The following is a 14555-nucleotide window of genomic DNA, read 5'->3' as shown; positions in this document are numbered from 1 at the left end:
CGACATGTGCGGAATCGTCGGCTACATCGGCCGTCAGGAGGCGGCCCCGATCGTCCTGGAGGGCCTCACCCGGCTCGAGCACCGCGGCTACGACTCCGCGGGGGTCGCGGTGCTGGGCGCCCGGGGCGTCCGGGTGGCCAAGCGGGCGGGGCGGGTGCGCGACCTCGCCGACGCGCTGCCGAAGCGCTTCGCCGGCACCACCGGCATCGGTCACACCCGGTGGGCGACCCACGGCCCCGCGACCGACGCCAACGCGCACCCGCACGCCGACGAGGCCGGCCGGGTGGCGGTCGTGCACAACGGCATCATCGACAACTCCGCCGCGCTGCGCGCCGAGCTGACCGACGAAGGCGTCACGCTGGCCAGCGACACCGACACCGAGGTGCTCGCCCACCTCGTCGCGCGCAGCGACGCCGACACGCTCGAGGGCAAGGTCCGCGACGCCCTCGGCGCCGTCGTCGGGACGTACGGGCTCGCCGTGCTACACGCCGACTTCCCCGACCGCATCGTCGTGGCACGCAACGGCAGCCCGCTCGTGGTCGGCGTCGGCGACAAGGAGATGTACGTCGCCTCCGACCTTGCCGCGATCGTGCGCCACACCACGACCGTCGCCGTGCTCGACGACGGCGAGATGGCGACCGTCACGGCTGCCGGGTTCAGCACGATGCGCCACCGGGACCTCGTCGCCACCGGCAAGACCGCGGCGGTCCTCGACGTCGACGCGGCGTCGTACGACGCGGGCGAGCACGAGTCGTACATGCGCAAGGAGATCCTCGAGCAGCCCACCACCGCCCAGGCGGTGCTGCGGGGCCGGCTCGACGAGCGCTTCGGCACCGCCCACCTCGGCGGGCTCGACATGGACGCGCGCGAGCTGCGGGCGGTGCGTCGGGTGAAGATCCTCGGGTGCGGCTCGGCCTACTACGTCGGCCAGATGGGCGCCGCGCTGATCGAGGAGCTGGCCAGGATCCCGGCCGACGCCGAGGCGGCCAGCGAGTTCCGCTACCGCGACCCGGTCATCGAGCCCGACACGCTCTACGTCGCGGTCAGCCAGTCGGGCGAGACCATCGACACGCTGCTGGCGGTGCAGGAGGTGCGCCGCAAGGGCGGGCGCTGCGTCGGCCTGGTCAACGTCGTGGGGTCGGCCATCGCGCGTGAGTGCGACGGTGGGATCTACCTGCACGCCGGCCCGGAGGTGGCCGTCGCCAGCACCAAGGCGCTGACCAACATGTTCCTGGGCTTCGCGCTGCTCGCCCTCCAGCTCGGCCGCGTGCGCGACCTGTCGATCGCGGACGGCAAGCGCCTGGTCGCGGGGCTCGAGCGACTGCCCGGGCAGATCGAGGAGATCCTCGCCGGCGAGGCCGACCTGGTCGAGGTCGCCCGCGACCTCGCCGAGGCGCGCAGCCTGTTCTTCATCGGCCGCGTACGCGGCTTCCCGGTGGCGCGTGAGGGCGCCCAGAAGTTCAAGGAGATCAGCTACCGGCACGCCGAGGCCTACCAGACCTCCGAGCTCAAGCACGGCCCGCTCGCCCTGATCGATCCCGAGGTGCCGACCGTCGCACTGGTGCCCCACGACGAGCTCAGCGAGCGCAACGTGGGAGCGCTGCACGAGATCGAGGCGCGCAAGGGGCCCCTGGTCGTCATCACGCACGAGGACGTCGACCTCGGGGAGGTCGGCGCGCGCCGGATCGTCGTGCCCCGCAACGAGCCCGAGCTCGACCCGATCCTGCTGACGATCCCGCTGCAGCTGCTGGCCTACCACGCGGCCCAGCACCTCGGTCACGACATCGACAAGCCGCGCAACCTGGCCAAGTCGGTCACCGTGGAGTGATCCACCGTCCAGAAATGGACTGGGCGCCCCTTGCCGCATGGGGTCGGCAAGGGGCGCGCCGTGGAGAACCTTCCCACCCGCTCCACGTCCTGTCCGAGGTTCCCCCGAAGTGGCCCGCGGATTTTGCTGTCGGGAGGATCACCCGCCGGATCAAGGCCGCGGGCGCCCGGCCGAGACGGGGTACGAGGAGGCGAGCTGCAGCGCCCGGCGAGCCAGCGGCGCGGCGACCGCCCGGTCCTCGGCGACGAGGCCCACGCGGGTACGCCGGTCGAGCAGGTCGTCGACGTCGTGGGCGCCCTCGTGGGTGACGCCGAAGACCAGCTCGGCCAGCGTCACCGGGACGTCCTCCGACGCCGGCGCGAGCAGCTCGTCTTCGGCCAGGCCGGTGACCTCGCGGGCGGTGGCGAGCACGAGCGCGGCGTCGGTGCCGAAGCGGCGTACGAGGCGGGCGGGCGCGTCGACGCGGCGCAGCTCCTCGGGAGACCCGGCGCCGAGCAGGGGGAGCGACGCGGTGCGGCACGGGGCGGCGTCGAGGCGACCGGCGGCGACGAGCGCGTCGAGGGAGTCCTGCGCCATCCGCCGGTAGGTGGTGAGCTTGCCGCCCACGACCGTCGTCACGCCGGTCGGCGAGGTGAGGATGGCGTGGCGGCGCGACAGGTCGGCCGTGGCATCGGTGCCGGCGACCTCGAGCAGCGGTCGCAGGCCCGCGAACGCGCCGACGACGTCGGCCCGCGTCGGGGGGACGGCGAAGGTGGACGCCACCAACGCCAGCAGGTACTCGATCTCGCCCTCGCTCGGCACGGGCACGTCGGGCACCGGCCCGGACGCGGGCTCGTCGGTGAGGCCGACGTAGATCGTGCCGTCGGGCTGCGGGAGCACCATCGCGAAGCGCGCGCTGGTGCCGGGGATCGGCACCATCACCGCCACCCGCGTGCGGGGCAGCGCCGTCCCGCGCAGGACGAGGTGGGTGCCGCGGCTCGGGCGCAGCCGCACGCGCTCGTCGAGGTCGCCGGCCCAGACGCCGGTGGCGTTGACGACGGCGCGGGCGCGGACGTCGTACGTCGTGCCGGTCAGCTCGTCGCGCAGCGTCACGGCGGTGCCGGTCGCGGAGGTGACGCGGGCGCGGGTGCGCACGTGGGCGCCGTACGACGCCGCCGTGCGCGCGACGGTGACCACCAGCCGCGCGTCGTCCTCGAGCTGTCCGTCCCAGGCGAGCAGCCCCCCGCGGAGACCGTCGGGACGCAGCGCGGGGGCGAGGGCGAGTGCCTCGGTGGCGTTGAGCCGCCGCGGCCGGGGGAGGGTGCGGGTGGTGGTGCCGGCGGAGCGCCGGAGCGCGTCGCCGGCCCGCAGGCCGCCCCAGGTGAGAGCCGCACGGCCGCGGGGCATCGCGTCGTCGAGCGGCGTCAGCATCGGCAGCGCCCGCACGAGGTGGGGAGCCGTGCTGTGCATCAGGATGCCGCGCTCGACCGCGCTCTCACGCGCGATCGCGAGCTGGCCTTGGGCGAGGTAGCGCAGGCCGCCGTGGACGAGCTTGGACGACCACCGCGACGTGCCGAAGGCGATGTCGTGGGCGTCGACGGCGAGCACCGACAGCCCTCGGGTGACGGCGTCGAGCGCGACCCCCGCGCCGGTGATGCCCAGCCCGACGACGACGACGTCGACCTCGCCGGGGACGCCGTCCAGGCCGGGCACGATGCGCCGGGCGGGGCGCATCACGGCTCCAGTGCGCGGGTGACGGCGCGGACGTACTCCGCGTCGAGGTCGCCCAGCGAGACGCGGTCGTCGGTCATGGTGAGCGCCGAGAAGACGAAGCCGTGGCCGGCCAGCGTCAGCGCCCGCGCCATCAGCACGGCGTCGCCGTCACGGATCGCTCCGGAGGCCTGGCCGCTCTCGATCTCGGCGGCGAGGATCTCGATCAGCGCCTCCTGCGAGCGGCCGCGCCGGTGGAGGAGGTAGGGCAGCATCAGGTCGGGGTCGAGCTCGACGATCCTGACGAAGAGCTCGTTGTCGCGCAGCGCCCGCACGGTCGCGAGCGCCGCCTCGGCGATGCCGGCGGGGGTCGTGGTGTCGGTGGCCGCGCGGCCGATGGCCGCGGCGATGCCGACCCATTCGCGGGTCATCAGATCGCCGAGCAGCGAGCCCATGTCGGGCCAGGCGCGGTAGATCGTCATGCGCGAGACCTCGGCGCGCCGGGCCACCTCGGTGAGCGTCGTACGCCGCCAGCCCACGTCGAGGATGCACTCGCGCGCGGCGTCGAGGTAGCCGTCGAGGCGGGGATCCGCGGTGTGACGACGTGACGACATCTGTCACACTGTAACGCATGCCTGCCGAGTCGACCGTCCCCGAGATGCACCCCCAGCGCTGGGGCGACCCGGCGTCCGCCACCGTCCTGCCGGACTCGGCGCTCGGCCTGGTCGAGCTGGCCTTCGGGCTGCAGGACCGGCCTCCGGTGAGCGGGGCGCGGCCCCCGGTGTGCGCGCTCGAGGAGTCCCTGCTCGACGGGCTGCGCGGCCTCGTGGGTGCCGAGCACGTGCTGGTCGACGACGCCACCCGCTCGCTGCGCACGCGCGGCAAGTCGACGCCCGACCTGCTCCGTGCCCGGGCCGGCGACCTCGCCGACGCGCCGGACGCGGTCGTGCGGCCGGACGGGCACGCCGAGGTCGAGGCCGTGCTGCTGTGGGCCGACGAGCACCGCGTCGCGGTGGTGCCCTTCGGCGGTGGCACCTGCGTGACCGGCGGCCTCGCCGCACGCCGCGACGGCTTCGCCGGCGTGATCAGCCTCGACCTGGGCCGGATGAGGCGCCTGCTCGCCGTCGACGAGGTCTCCATGACCGCGACCCTCGAGCCCGGCCTGCGCGGACCGGAGGCCGAGGCGCTCCTCGCCGAGCGCGGCCTGACGCTCGGGCACTACCCCCAGTCGTTCCGCCACGCCTCGATCGGTGGCTTCGCGGCGACCCGCTCCAGCGGTCAGTCGAGCGCGGGCTACGGCCGCTTCGACGCGATGGTGGTCGGCCTCACGGCCGCCACGCCCACGGGCTCGCTCGACCTCGGGTCGGCGCCCGCCAGCGCCGCCGGTCCCGACCTGCGGCAGCTGCTGCTCGGGTCGGAGGGGGCCTTCGGCGTCCTCACGTCGGTCACCGTCCGGGTGCGGCGGGCGCCCGCGGTGACGGCGTACGAGGGCTGGCGCTGGCCGTCGTTCGGCGCCGGCTCCGAGGCGATGCGCGTGCTGGCGCAGTCCGGGCTGCTGCCGACGGTGCTGCGGCTCTCCGACGAGGCCGAGACGGCGATCAACCTGGCCGACCCCTCCGCCATCGGCGCCACCGACGACCCCGGCTGCCTGATGGTGACCGGCTACGACGGCACCGAGGCGTTCGTGGAGGCCAGGCGCGCGGCCGTCGCCGATGTGCTGACCGACCTCGGCGGGACGCCGCTCGGCACCGAGCCGGGGGAGCGGTGGGCGCACGGGCGCTTCGACGGCCCCTACCTCCGCGACGCGCTGCTCGACCACGGCGTCCTCGTCGAGACGCTCGAGACGGCCTGCTTCTGGTCCGGCCGGGAGCGCCTGCACGCCGACGTCTCGGCGGCGCTGACGTCCTCGCTCGGGGAGGGCACGCTCGTGCTGTGCCACGTCTCGCACGTCTACGAGACCGGCTGCTCGCTCTACTTCACCGTCGCCGCGCGCCAGGGCGACGACCCGCTCGCGCAGTGGCAGGCGGCCAAGGACGCGGCCAGCGACGCGATCGTCGCCGCCGGCGCCACGATCACCCACCACCACGCCATCGGCACCGACCACCGGCCGTGGCTAGCCGCGGAGATCGGCGACGTCGGGGTGCGGGTGCTCCGCGCGGTCAAGGCCGAGCTCGACCCCCGCGGGATCCTCAACCCCGGCGTCCTCATCCCCTAGCCACCCCGCCCGTCCCCGGGTAGCCACCCGACCCCGCCCCCCGACCCCCGCCCCCCGCCCCCCGACCCCCGACCCCCGGGGTATCTAGGGACGGACTGGTAGGTCGGCGGGCCGAAGACCGACCAGATCGTCCCTAGATACCGGGGAAGGACCAGACCAGCAGCTCGGTGGCCTCGCGCGCGCGCAGGACGCGGCCGGGCTCCTCGGTGAGGCGTACGGCGTCACCGGAGCGCAGATCGAGACCGTCGAGCGACGCGGCACCCGTCGCGGCGAAGACGTGCTGGCGCGGGTCGTCGGGCAGGGAGACCGACTCGCCGGGCGCCAGTCGCGCGACGAGCAGCCGGGCGCCGGTCGTGCCGACCGGCAGGCCGTCGCCGCCGGCCACCTCCACCATCCCGGACGACGACGGCGGCGCCTCGCCCAGGATGTACGACGGCGCGGTGCCGGGGGTCGACGGGGTGAGCCAGGCCTGGACGAACCGGCAGCGCCCCGAGCGAGGGTCGGCGACCTCGCTGTGGCGCACCCCGCTGCCGGCGGACAGCACCTGGGCGCGCCCGGCCTCCACGACGTGCCGGGCGCCGGAGGAGTCGGTGTGCACGAGCGCGCCCTCGAGCACCCAGGTGACGATCTCCAGGTCGGTGTGCGGGTGCTCGGGGTAGCCCGCGACCCCCGCGGTCTGGTCGGCGGAGGGGTCGAGCAGGTCGTCGTTGTGGCACACCAGCGGGCCGAAGCCCAGGTTTGCCGGGTCGTAGTGCGGCCCGAACGAGAACGAGTGCCGCGTGACCCGGCCCGCGTCGGTCTCCGACGACCTCTGCGAAGCGGCGTACACGGCCATGCCCATGGCGATATCTTCGCTGGTGTGGCTTCCCCGCACGACTTCCCCCTGCTCCCGCCCGGTTTCCGTTTCGGGACCAGCACGGCGAGCTACCAGATCGAGGGGGCGGTGGGCGAGGACGGCCGGGGCCCGAGCATCTGGGACACCTTCGCCGCGGAGCCGGGTCGGATCGCCGACGACAGCAGCGGTGCGGTCGCCTGCGACCACTACCACCGCGTGGACGAGGACGTCGCGCTGATGAAGGAGCTCGGCACGCGCGGCTACCGCTTCTCGATCGCCTGGCCGCGGATCCAGCCGACCGGGCGCGGCGCGCCCAACGAGAAGGGCCTGGCGTTCTACGACCGGCTCATCGACACGCTGCTGGCCAACGGCCAGGAGCCGATGGTCACGCTCTACCACTGGGACCTGCCGCAGGCGCTCGAGGACGACGGCGGCTGGCTCAACCGCGACACCGTCGAGCGGTTCGCCGAGTACGCCGCGATCGTGGGCGAGCGGTTCGCCGACCGCGTCGCGCACTGGGTCCCCGTCAACGAGCCCAACGTCGCCGCGATCCTCGGCTACGGCCTCGGCACGCACGCGCCGGGCAAGACGCTGCTCTTCGACTGCCTGCCCGCCGCCCACCACCTCCTGCTCGCGCACGGCCGCGCCGCCATCGAGCTGCGCCGGGCCGGCGCGACGTCGGTCGGCTGCGCCAACAACCACTCGCCCATCTGGCCCGCGAGCGACGACGACGCCGACGTCGGGATGAGCAAGATCTTCGACGCCCTGTGGAACGGCGCGTACCTCGAGCCGATGCTCCTCGGGCGCTACCCCGTCGACCTGATGCCCCTCTTCGAGGGGGTGATGGCCGACGGCGACCTCGCCACCATCCGCCAGCCCCTCGACTTCTACGGCGTCAACTACTACCAGCCGCTCAAGGTCGCGGCGGCCGACGCCGACTCCGACGTCCCCTTCGCGATCCGCGAGGTCGTCGGCTACCCGACGACCGACGTCGGGTGGCCGATCGTCCCGGACGCCCTGCGCGAGTGGCTGGTGATGTTCCGCGCCCGGTTCCGCGCGGCGCTCCCGCCGATCGTCATCACCGAGTCCGGCTGCGCCTACGGCGTCGGCCCCGACGAGGACGGCGTCGTCGACGACCAGGCGCGCATCGACTACCACCGCGCCCACGTCAACGCCGTCGCCGAGGCCGTCCAGCGCGGCGTCGACGTGCGCGGCTACTACTGCTGGTCGCTGCTCGACAACTTCGAGTGGGCCGAGGGCCACACCCAGCGCTTCGGCCTCGTGCACGTCGACTACGACACCCTCGAGCGCACGCGCAAGAAGTCGTTCCACTGGTACGCCGACCTGATCAGGGCCCAGCCCCAGCACCTCTGAGCGGCGGTTTGGCACACTGCGGGCCATGGCCGACGACCGTCCCGTCCCCGAGCGTCCCGTCCCCGACCGCCCCGGTGCGGAGGGCAGCGGCTTCTCCGGCGGAGCGGCGCGCGACAACCACGGCATGACCTGGGTCGCGCTGGTCCTGCTGCTGGTGATGGTGGTCGTGGTCGGGTGGCGGCTCTACGACTTCTGGGACAGCCGCCAGCCGCCGTCCGGCGTGCAGACGCAGCAGGCGACGGTCCTCGGCTTCGAGGAGCTCGGCCCGAGCCGCGCCGGCTCGAAGTCCACGGAATACACCTCGGTCGTCTTCGAGCTGCCCGACGGCGAGCAGGCCTCCGCGCTCTACGAGCTGCGCCGCCTCGGCGACGTCGAGAAGGGCGACGAGATCACCGTCTACCAGCAGGGCGGGGAGTGGCGTACGACGGCGGAGCGGGCCTGGGGCTCGACGCTCGGGTGGGCCCTCGGGCTCGTCGCACTGCTGGCGATGATCGTCGGCTGGTTCCGCGTCCGGTCCCGCGCGAAGCGGCAGGAAACCCCTGCCTGACGCGCCTGCGCGGGTTTGACGGCGACCGCTCCGGGTAGGAGGGGTGCCGTCACCGACCCCGACCCGAGCCCCTCGACGAAGGACCCGACCGTGAGCTTCCAGGTGGACCCCGACGCGCTGACCGCGGCGTCGCGACTCGCGTCCAAGCAGCGCGACCACATCGGCACGATCGACGACTACATCTCGTCCTCGTGCAGCAACTTCGGCGCCTTCTCCGGCGTGCTCAACCTCTTCCAGGGCAGCTACGAGTCGGCGGTGGCCACGGCCCACGACGGGCTGCGCGACTCGCGCGCCGTCGCCGACAAGGTGCGCGACGCCTTCCTCGACTCGCGCGACGACTACCTCGCGACCGACGAGGCGACCTACGACCGCTTCCGCGCGCTCGCGCCAGACCCGTCGAGCTTCCCGCCCTACTCCCCCGCGGGCAGCGGCAACGACACCCCGGGCGGCCCGCTGTCCGACGCCCCGCAGGACGGGACCAAGATCCCCGACCTCGAGGACAAGCACCCCGGCATCTCCGACGGCGCCTCCGCGGTGGGCGACAAGGTCAAGCCCGGCAACGACGTGGGCGACGTGCCGCCGTGGATGGATCCCACGAAGGCAGCCGGCGACCACGTCTCCGACGCGTTCGAGCGTCGCACCGACGAGTACAAGTACTACCGCTCGCTCGGCTACTCCGACGCCGAGGCGCTGGCCTACGCCAAGACCGACGGCATCGACGGCCGCGCCGACACGATCAACCACGACCGGATCAACCGCACCGCCGAGGGCGCCTACCACCGCGAGTACGACCGGGCGATCGCCGAGGGCGCCAGCCCCCAGGACGCCCGCGACCGCGCCAACGACGCCTACGCCGACTCCCGCTCGCGCGACTCCGCCGACCACGACCGGCGCCGCGACGTCGGGGAGACGGTCTCGACCTACACGGACCTCTACGACGAGGGCAAGAAGGTCGTCGACAACGTCAACGACATCGTCGACACCGTAGGCGAGATCGGCGACAACGCCGACGACCTCGACCGGTACGACGACTACCAGTCCCAGCACGAGGACGAGAGCGCACAGGAGTGGGCCGGCCGATGACGACGATCACCGAGCACGCCAACCCCGTCTCCGCGGTCTCCGGCGGCACCCCGCCGGGCACCCAGGGGCAGTACATCGAGGACAAGAAGGGCGAGTGCGGCCTGATCATCCCGGCGATCGACGGCATCGTCGACAAGATCACCGGCTGGAGCCTGCTCGAGGCGCTGTTCAAGCCCGTCGCGGGCGACTTCAACGCCGTGTCGTCGATGCAGCTCGCCTGGGGCAACGTCGGCAACGCCTGCGGCGCGGTCGGCCAGAACTACAGCTCCCTGGGCCAGCAGCTCCCCGCCGTGTGGCAGGGCCCGGCCGGCAGCTCGGCACGCTCGCGGATGGCCGACGTGGGCGAGATGCACGCCGACCAGCAGGAGGCCTCGGGCTACATCGCCGAGCAGCTCGGCCACGTCATCGAGGTCGGCAAGGCCACCCTCGACGTGCTGGTCATCGCGATCGACTTCATCGACGGGGTGATCCAGGAGCTCATCATCTCCGGCCTCGCCGGACCGATCGGCTGGCTCAAGGCCGGCGTCTCGGCGCCCGGCAAGGCGCGCCGCATCGTCGAGCTCATCCACGACGGGCTGCGCGCGATCGAGAAGCTCACCCAGGCGGCGCAGGCACTGCTCAAGGTGCTGCGCTACGTCAACGCCGGCCTGGGCGGCGCCAACGCCGTACTGTCCTCCATCAACACCGCCCAGCACGCCGCCGCCGGCAACCGCACCGACGACTCCGCGACGCGAGGATTCTGATGGCCCTCTCCGACGACCCCGGCCTGCAGGCCGCCCTCCAGGACTCCCGCCGGCAGGCGCGCGAGGCGACCGCGTCGCTGCGCCAGCTCGCCGCCCACCTCGGCGCCGAGCGCGACAAGTTCCGCGCCGAGTCGGCGCGTCGCATCCAGGACCTGCAGGCGCAGGCCCGCCGCGGCGAGCTCGGCCCCGACCAGGAGCGCCTCCAGCGCCGGGTCGACGCGGGCGAGACGTCGTGGCGCGACATCGCCTCCGGCGCCGACGACGACCCGTCCGCCGAGGCCGCCCGGGTGCACCTCGGCGCGAGCCTGACCGCACTGCGCGAGGAGCTCGAGCAGGACGAGGCGTTCCAGGAGGCCGACGCCGCTGCGAAGGCCCAGCAGGAGCGCGCCACCCCCGAGCGCTGATCGGTGCCGGAGGCCCCCGATAGGCTCCGCAGCATGACCGAGCCCACCCGCCGCCGCGTCGTGTTCGTCGTCGGCTCGGGCCGCAGCGGCACGAGCACGATGGCCGGCACGCTGCGCACGCTCGGCCTGCACGTGCCGCAGCCCGAGGTGGTCGCCGACGCGACCAACCCCAAGGGCTTCGGCGAGCCGCGCTGGGTCGTCGACCTCCACACCGAGCTCCTCGCTCGCAGCAACGTGCAGGTCTCCGACGCCCGCCCGCGGGCCTGGCTCGACACCGGCACCACCAGCGGCGACCACGCCACCCGGGCGCGGGTCGCGGCCTGGCTGGAGGAGCAGCTGGCGGTCGGCGACGAGCTCGTCATCAAGGACCCCCGCGCTTCCTGGTTCCTCGGCCTGTGGCGCGCGGCCGCCGACCGGTGCGGCGCCACGTCGTCCTACGTCACCATGCTGCGGCCGGTGACCGAGGTCGTCGGCTCCAAGCAGACCTACTACGGCGCGGGGACCGGGGGAGCCGGTGCCGACCAGGGCGCGATCACCCGCACCGCTGCGTGGGTCAACATGATGCTGCACACCGAGCGCGCCACCCGCGGCCAGCAGCGCGCGTTCGTCCACTACGCCGACCTGCTCGACGACTGGACGCAGCCGGTGTTCGCGCTGGGCGAGTCCTTCGACCTCGCCGGGGTCAAGACCGCGATGGCCGTCGACATCGCCGAGGTGCACCGCTTCATCGACCCCTCGCTGCGCCGGGTGACGATGACGTGGGACGACATCCCCGTGCCCGACCGGCTGCGCGAGCTGGCCGACGAGACGTGGCAGGCGCTCGACGCGATCGCCTCCGACGACACTCCCGCACACCGGGAGTGGTGCGACCAGCTCCGCCTGGCCTACGCCGAGCAGTACGCCCAGGCCGAGGCGTTCGCCCACTCGACGGTCGTCGCCCAGCGGCGGGCCGCCGCCGCGGAGGCGCGGCGCGAGGCCGGCGGGCAGCCCGCGCGCAGCGCCGCCGACCGGGTGCCCCACGCCGTGCGCGCGATGGTGCCGCCCGCGGCGCGCCAGCGGCTGCGCAAGGCGATCGGCCGCGAGCGCGAGCAGGGGCCAGGGACGCGCTGATGCCCGACATCGCCTCCCTCGAGGGGGACCCGGCGTACGACGTCACGTGGCCGTGGACGTCCGGCGAGCCGCTGGCCCCGGGCCTGACGTGCGTGTTCCGGGTCCGCAACGAGGCGCGCAACCTTCCGTGGGTGCTGCCGCCGGTCTTCGACGCCGTGCAGCACGTCCTGCTGGTCGACAACGCCTCCGACGACGGCACCGCCGACGTCGCCCGCGACGTGGCCGAGCGGTGCGGCGCGTCCGACCGGCTCACCGTGCTCGACTACCCCCACCGCGTGGCGCGCGCCGGCGGGGAGCACCTCGCCACCCCGGCCACGAGCGTCCACTCGCTCACCCACTTCTACAACTGGTGCTTCTCCCACGTCCGCACGGCCTACTCGATGAAGTGGGACGGCGACATGGTGCTCACCCCCGAGGGGTCCGGCATCCTGCGCGACCTCGCGTGGCAGCTCGAGGCGACCCGCGCGATCGTCGCGATCCCGCGCCACCCGCTGACCGTCGTCGACGAGACGACCGGCTGGCTCGACCTGTCGCTGCGCTTCCTCGAGCCGTGGGTCTACCCGATGGGCCCCGACACCACCTTCGTGAAGGCCTTCGACTGGGAGCTGCGCGAGCAGCCGCCCGGCATCGAGCGGATCGTGCTGCAGCAGGGCCTCGTCGTCGAGGTCAGGTGGCTCGACGCCGACGAGTACGCCCACTGGCGCCGCGACGGGGTCGACTTCACCAACACCCGGCTCTACCGCAAGCTGCGGGAGTTCGAGGTAGACGAGGCGATCCGCCACGGCGACCCCGAGGCGCTCGGCGGGCTGGTCAAGGTGACCGCGCCCCCGGGCGTGCACATCATCGACCACGTCAGCCGCGACTGGCTGTGGCGCCAGCCCCGACCGCTCGTGCAGCACTCGCTGCCCGCCTCGCTCAAGGAGCGCGTGCGACCGTGAACCTCCCTGCCCAGCACCCGCTCCACGACCTCCGGCTCCCGGGCCCGACGCTGGTCGTGGTCGACGACTCCGACAGCCTGGCGCTCGACGCCCTGCGCGGCATCGAGGACCTGCCCGGCATCGAGCCCACGATCGTCGCGCTGTCCTCGCTCACCGGGCCGCGCAAGGGCTGGGGCTCGGTGCTCGTCGTCGCCGCCGACCGGGCGCGGCTGCGCCGGATGGCCAGTGCCGTGCCGGCGCTCGGACAGTGCAAGGCCGTCGCCTGCTGGCTCACCGACGCCCCCACGCCCTGGGTGCTGGTGCCGCGCCCGGAGTGGCCGCGGATGGTGCACCTGGCCGCCCGCGAGGCCGGCGACCGCGGCGTGCTGACGGTCGTCCGGTTCGCCGCCGGCGCCCGCGCCCAGCTCGTCGTGATGGAGATGGCCCGCCAGGCCGCGGGGCAGGGCGACGCCACCCACGGCGGCCTCGTCGTGTCCTACGCCGGCCGGCCGGCGGCACCCGGGCTCGACGCCCGCGCGGTGCTGCTCCCCGACGTGGCCGACGCCGGTGCCACCGAGCGCGACGTGCCGCCCGACGTCGTGGTCGCCCGCCGCGGCACCACCTCCCAGCAGGGCGTCGCCGCACACCACGTCATCGACCGCGCCCCCACGGTCGTCACCGACCCCGGCCCCGAGCCGGTCGACGAGCGGGTCTTCAACCCGATCGGATTCCGCAAGGACTGGGACCACCCCGTGGTCGACCTGGACCGCATCAGCCGCGGTCCGGTCACCGAGGGCGTCGTCGCGGCCGCCCGGGCCTTCCAGGGCGTGCGCCTGCCCGCCGACACCCCCACGGCCGACCTGCTCGCGCTCGCGATCTCCGGGGTGCCGCTGGTGACCTCGGGCGTGGTCGACGTGGCACCGCCACTGGCCGAGGCACTCGACGCGGAGGTCGACCTCGACGACGCGCTGCGGCGCGAGGAGCACAGCCTCGCCGTGCGCCGCGCCGCCTTCGACCACCACTCCACGCTGGCCTGGCGGTCGGCGCTGGCCTCGCGCGCCGGCGTACGCCATGTGGGGCTGCAGCCGGTCAGCGCGCTGCTGGCGACCCGGCGCCCCGAGATGCTCGAGTTCGCCCTGCGCCAGGTCGCCCGGCAGCGCGGTGCCGACGTCGAGCTGGTGCTGGCCGCCCACGGCTTCGAGCCCGACCGGGAGGTCGTGCGTCGCGTGCTGGGCGACCGCCCGCACCAGGTGCTCACCTTCGACCAGGGGGAGTTCTTCGGCGACGTCCTCACCGCCGCGGCGCGGGCCGCGTCGAGCGAGGTGCTGCTCAAGGTCGACGACGACGACTGGTACTCACCCGACGCCGTGCACGACCTGCTCATGGCCCGACGCTTCTCCGGCGCCGACGTGGTCGGGATGCCCTCGGAGTTCGTCTACCTCCACGCGACCGACCAGCGCGGCGACCTCACCGTGCGGCGCAACCACCCCTCGGAGATCTTCGCCCGCTTCGTGGCGGGCGGCACCCTGCTGCTCGACCGCGGCCTGCTGCACGCCCTCGGCGACTTCCGCCGGGTGCGCAGGTACGTCGACGCCCAGCTGCTCGCGGGCGTCGAGGCGGCGGGCGGGCGGATCTACCGCACGCACGGCCTCGGCTACATCCTGCGCCGCACCGGCGCGGGACACACCTGGCAGCGCGACGACGAGGAGTTCCGCCGACCTGACATCGTGGCGACCGAGTGGCCCGGGTTCCGGCCGAGCTCGGCGCTGGAGGTCGACCCGGTCGACCGTCCCGACGGGGGGAGCTAGGA

General features: G+C 74.1%; 13 protein-coding genes. 10 read left to right on the top strand and 3 right to left on the bottom strand.

Going from position 1 to position 14555, the window contains the following annotated elements; all coding sequences use genetic code 11:
• The first annotated feature begins 4 nt into the window (after positions 1–4).
• Entirely contained in the window at positions 5–1828 is a 1824-nt protein-coding gene (glmS, locus tag AC4H2S_RS02650; RefSeq protein ID WP_491495409.1) for a glutamine--fructose-6-phosphate transaminase (isomerizing), read from the top strand.
• 150 nt (positions 1829–1978) lie between these two features.
• On the opposite strand, the gene AC4H2S_RS02645 is transcribed toward glmS, so the two are convergent.
• Both AC4H2S_RS02645 and AC4H2S_RS02640 read right to left on the bottom strand, forming a co-directional pair.
• On the bottom strand, positions 1979–3541 hold the full coding sequence (locus AC4H2S_RS02645; protein ID WP_491495839.1) for a glycerol-3-phosphate dehydrogenase/oxidase: 1563 nt from the start codon (positions 3539–3541) through the stop codon (positions 1979–1981).
• A complete protein-coding gene (locus tag AC4H2S_RS02640; protein WP_491495408.1) occupies positions 3541–4131 on the bottom strand; it encodes a TetR/AcrR family transcriptional regulator in 591 nt (196 codons plus the stop codon). Before AC4H2S_RS02640 ends, AC4H2S_RS02645 begins: the two co-directional genes overlap by 1 nt.
• 17 nt (positions 4132–4148) lie before the next feature.
• Between AC4H2S_RS02640 and AC4H2S_RS02635 the strand changes: the two genes are divergently transcribed.
• Complete coding sequence (locus tag AC4H2S_RS02635; RefSeq protein WP_491495407.1) at positions 4149–5732, top strand: FAD-binding oxidoreductase; 1584 nt, start codon at positions 4149–4151, stop codon at positions 5730–5732.
• A 133-nt stretch (positions 5733–5865) separates the two neighbouring features.
• Here AC4H2S_RS02635 and AC4H2S_RS02630 read toward each other — a convergent pair whose 3' ends face one another.
• Complete coding sequence (locus AC4H2S_RS02630; protein ID WP_491495406.1) at positions 5866–6573, bottom strand: pirin family protein; 708 nt, start codon at positions 6571–6573, stop codon at positions 5866–5868.
• Between the two features lie 18 nt (positions 6574–6591).
• On the opposite strand from AC4H2S_RS02630, the gene AC4H2S_RS02625 reads away from it, so the two are divergent.
• The 8 genes from AC4H2S_RS02625 to AC4H2S_RS02590 all read left to right on the top strand — a co-directional run bounded on the left by AC4H2S_RS02625 (position 6592) and on the right by AC4H2S_RS02590 (position 14553).
• A complete protein-coding gene (locus AC4H2S_RS02625; protein WP_491495405.1) occupies positions 6592–7941 on the top strand; it encodes a GH1 family beta-glucosidase in 1350 nt (449 codons plus the stop codon).
• A 25-nt stretch (positions 7942–7966) separates the two neighbouring features.
• Positions 7967–8488 carry a hypothetical protein gene (locus AC4H2S_RS02620; protein WP_491495404.1) on the top strand — a complete coding sequence of 174 codons (522 nt, stop codon included), beginning with the start codon at positions 7967–7969 and terminating at the stop codon, positions 8486–8488.
• Between the two features lie 90 nt (positions 8489–8578).
• Positions 8579–9571 (top strand): hypothetical protein, encoded by a 993-nt coding sequence (locus AC4H2S_RS02615; protein ID WP_491495403.1) that lies wholly within the window; start codon positions 8579–8581, stop codon positions 9569–9571.
• The gene (locus tag AC4H2S_RS02610; RefSeq protein ID WP_491495402.1) at positions 9568–10314 is read left to right on the top strand and encodes a hypothetical protein; all 747 of its coding nucleotides are present in this window, start codon (positions 9568–9570) and stop codon (positions 10312–10314) included. The genes AC4H2S_RS02615 and AC4H2S_RS02610 overlap by 4 nt, the downstream gene beginning before the upstream one ends.
• Positions 10314–10718, top strand: coding sequence for a hypothetical protein (locus tag AC4H2S_RS02605; RefSeq protein WP_491495401.1), 405 nt, complete (start codon positions 10314–10316; stop codon positions 10716–10718). The genes AC4H2S_RS02610 and AC4H2S_RS02605 overlap by 1 nt, the downstream gene beginning before the upstream one ends.
• A gap of 33 nt (positions 10719–10751) precedes the next feature.
• Positions 10752–11828: a sulfotransferase family protein gene (locus AC4H2S_RS02600; protein ID WP_491495400.1), complete on the top strand. Its 1077-nt coding sequence runs from the start codon at positions 10752–10754 to the stop codon at positions 11826–11828.
• The gene (locus tag AC4H2S_RS02595) at positions 11828–12766 is read left to right on the top strand and encodes a hypothetical protein (protein WP_491495399.1); all 939 of its coding nucleotides are present in this window, start codon (positions 11828–11830) and stop codon (positions 12764–12766) included. Before AC4H2S_RS02600 ends, AC4H2S_RS02595 begins: the two co-directional genes overlap by 1 nt.
• Complete coding sequence (locus AC4H2S_RS02590; protein WP_491495398.1) at positions 12763–14553, top strand: glycosyltransferase; 1791 nt, start codon at positions 12763–12765, stop codon at positions 14551–14553. Before AC4H2S_RS02595 ends, AC4H2S_RS02590 begins: the two co-directional genes overlap by 4 nt.
• Positions 14554–14555 lie beyond the last annotated feature (2 nt).

The sequence above is a fragment of the Nocardioides sp. Z13_37 genome, assembly GCF_058355585.1.
Note: the sequence above shows the minus strand (reverse complement) of the source record. Positions and strands in the feature narration are given on the sequence as shown.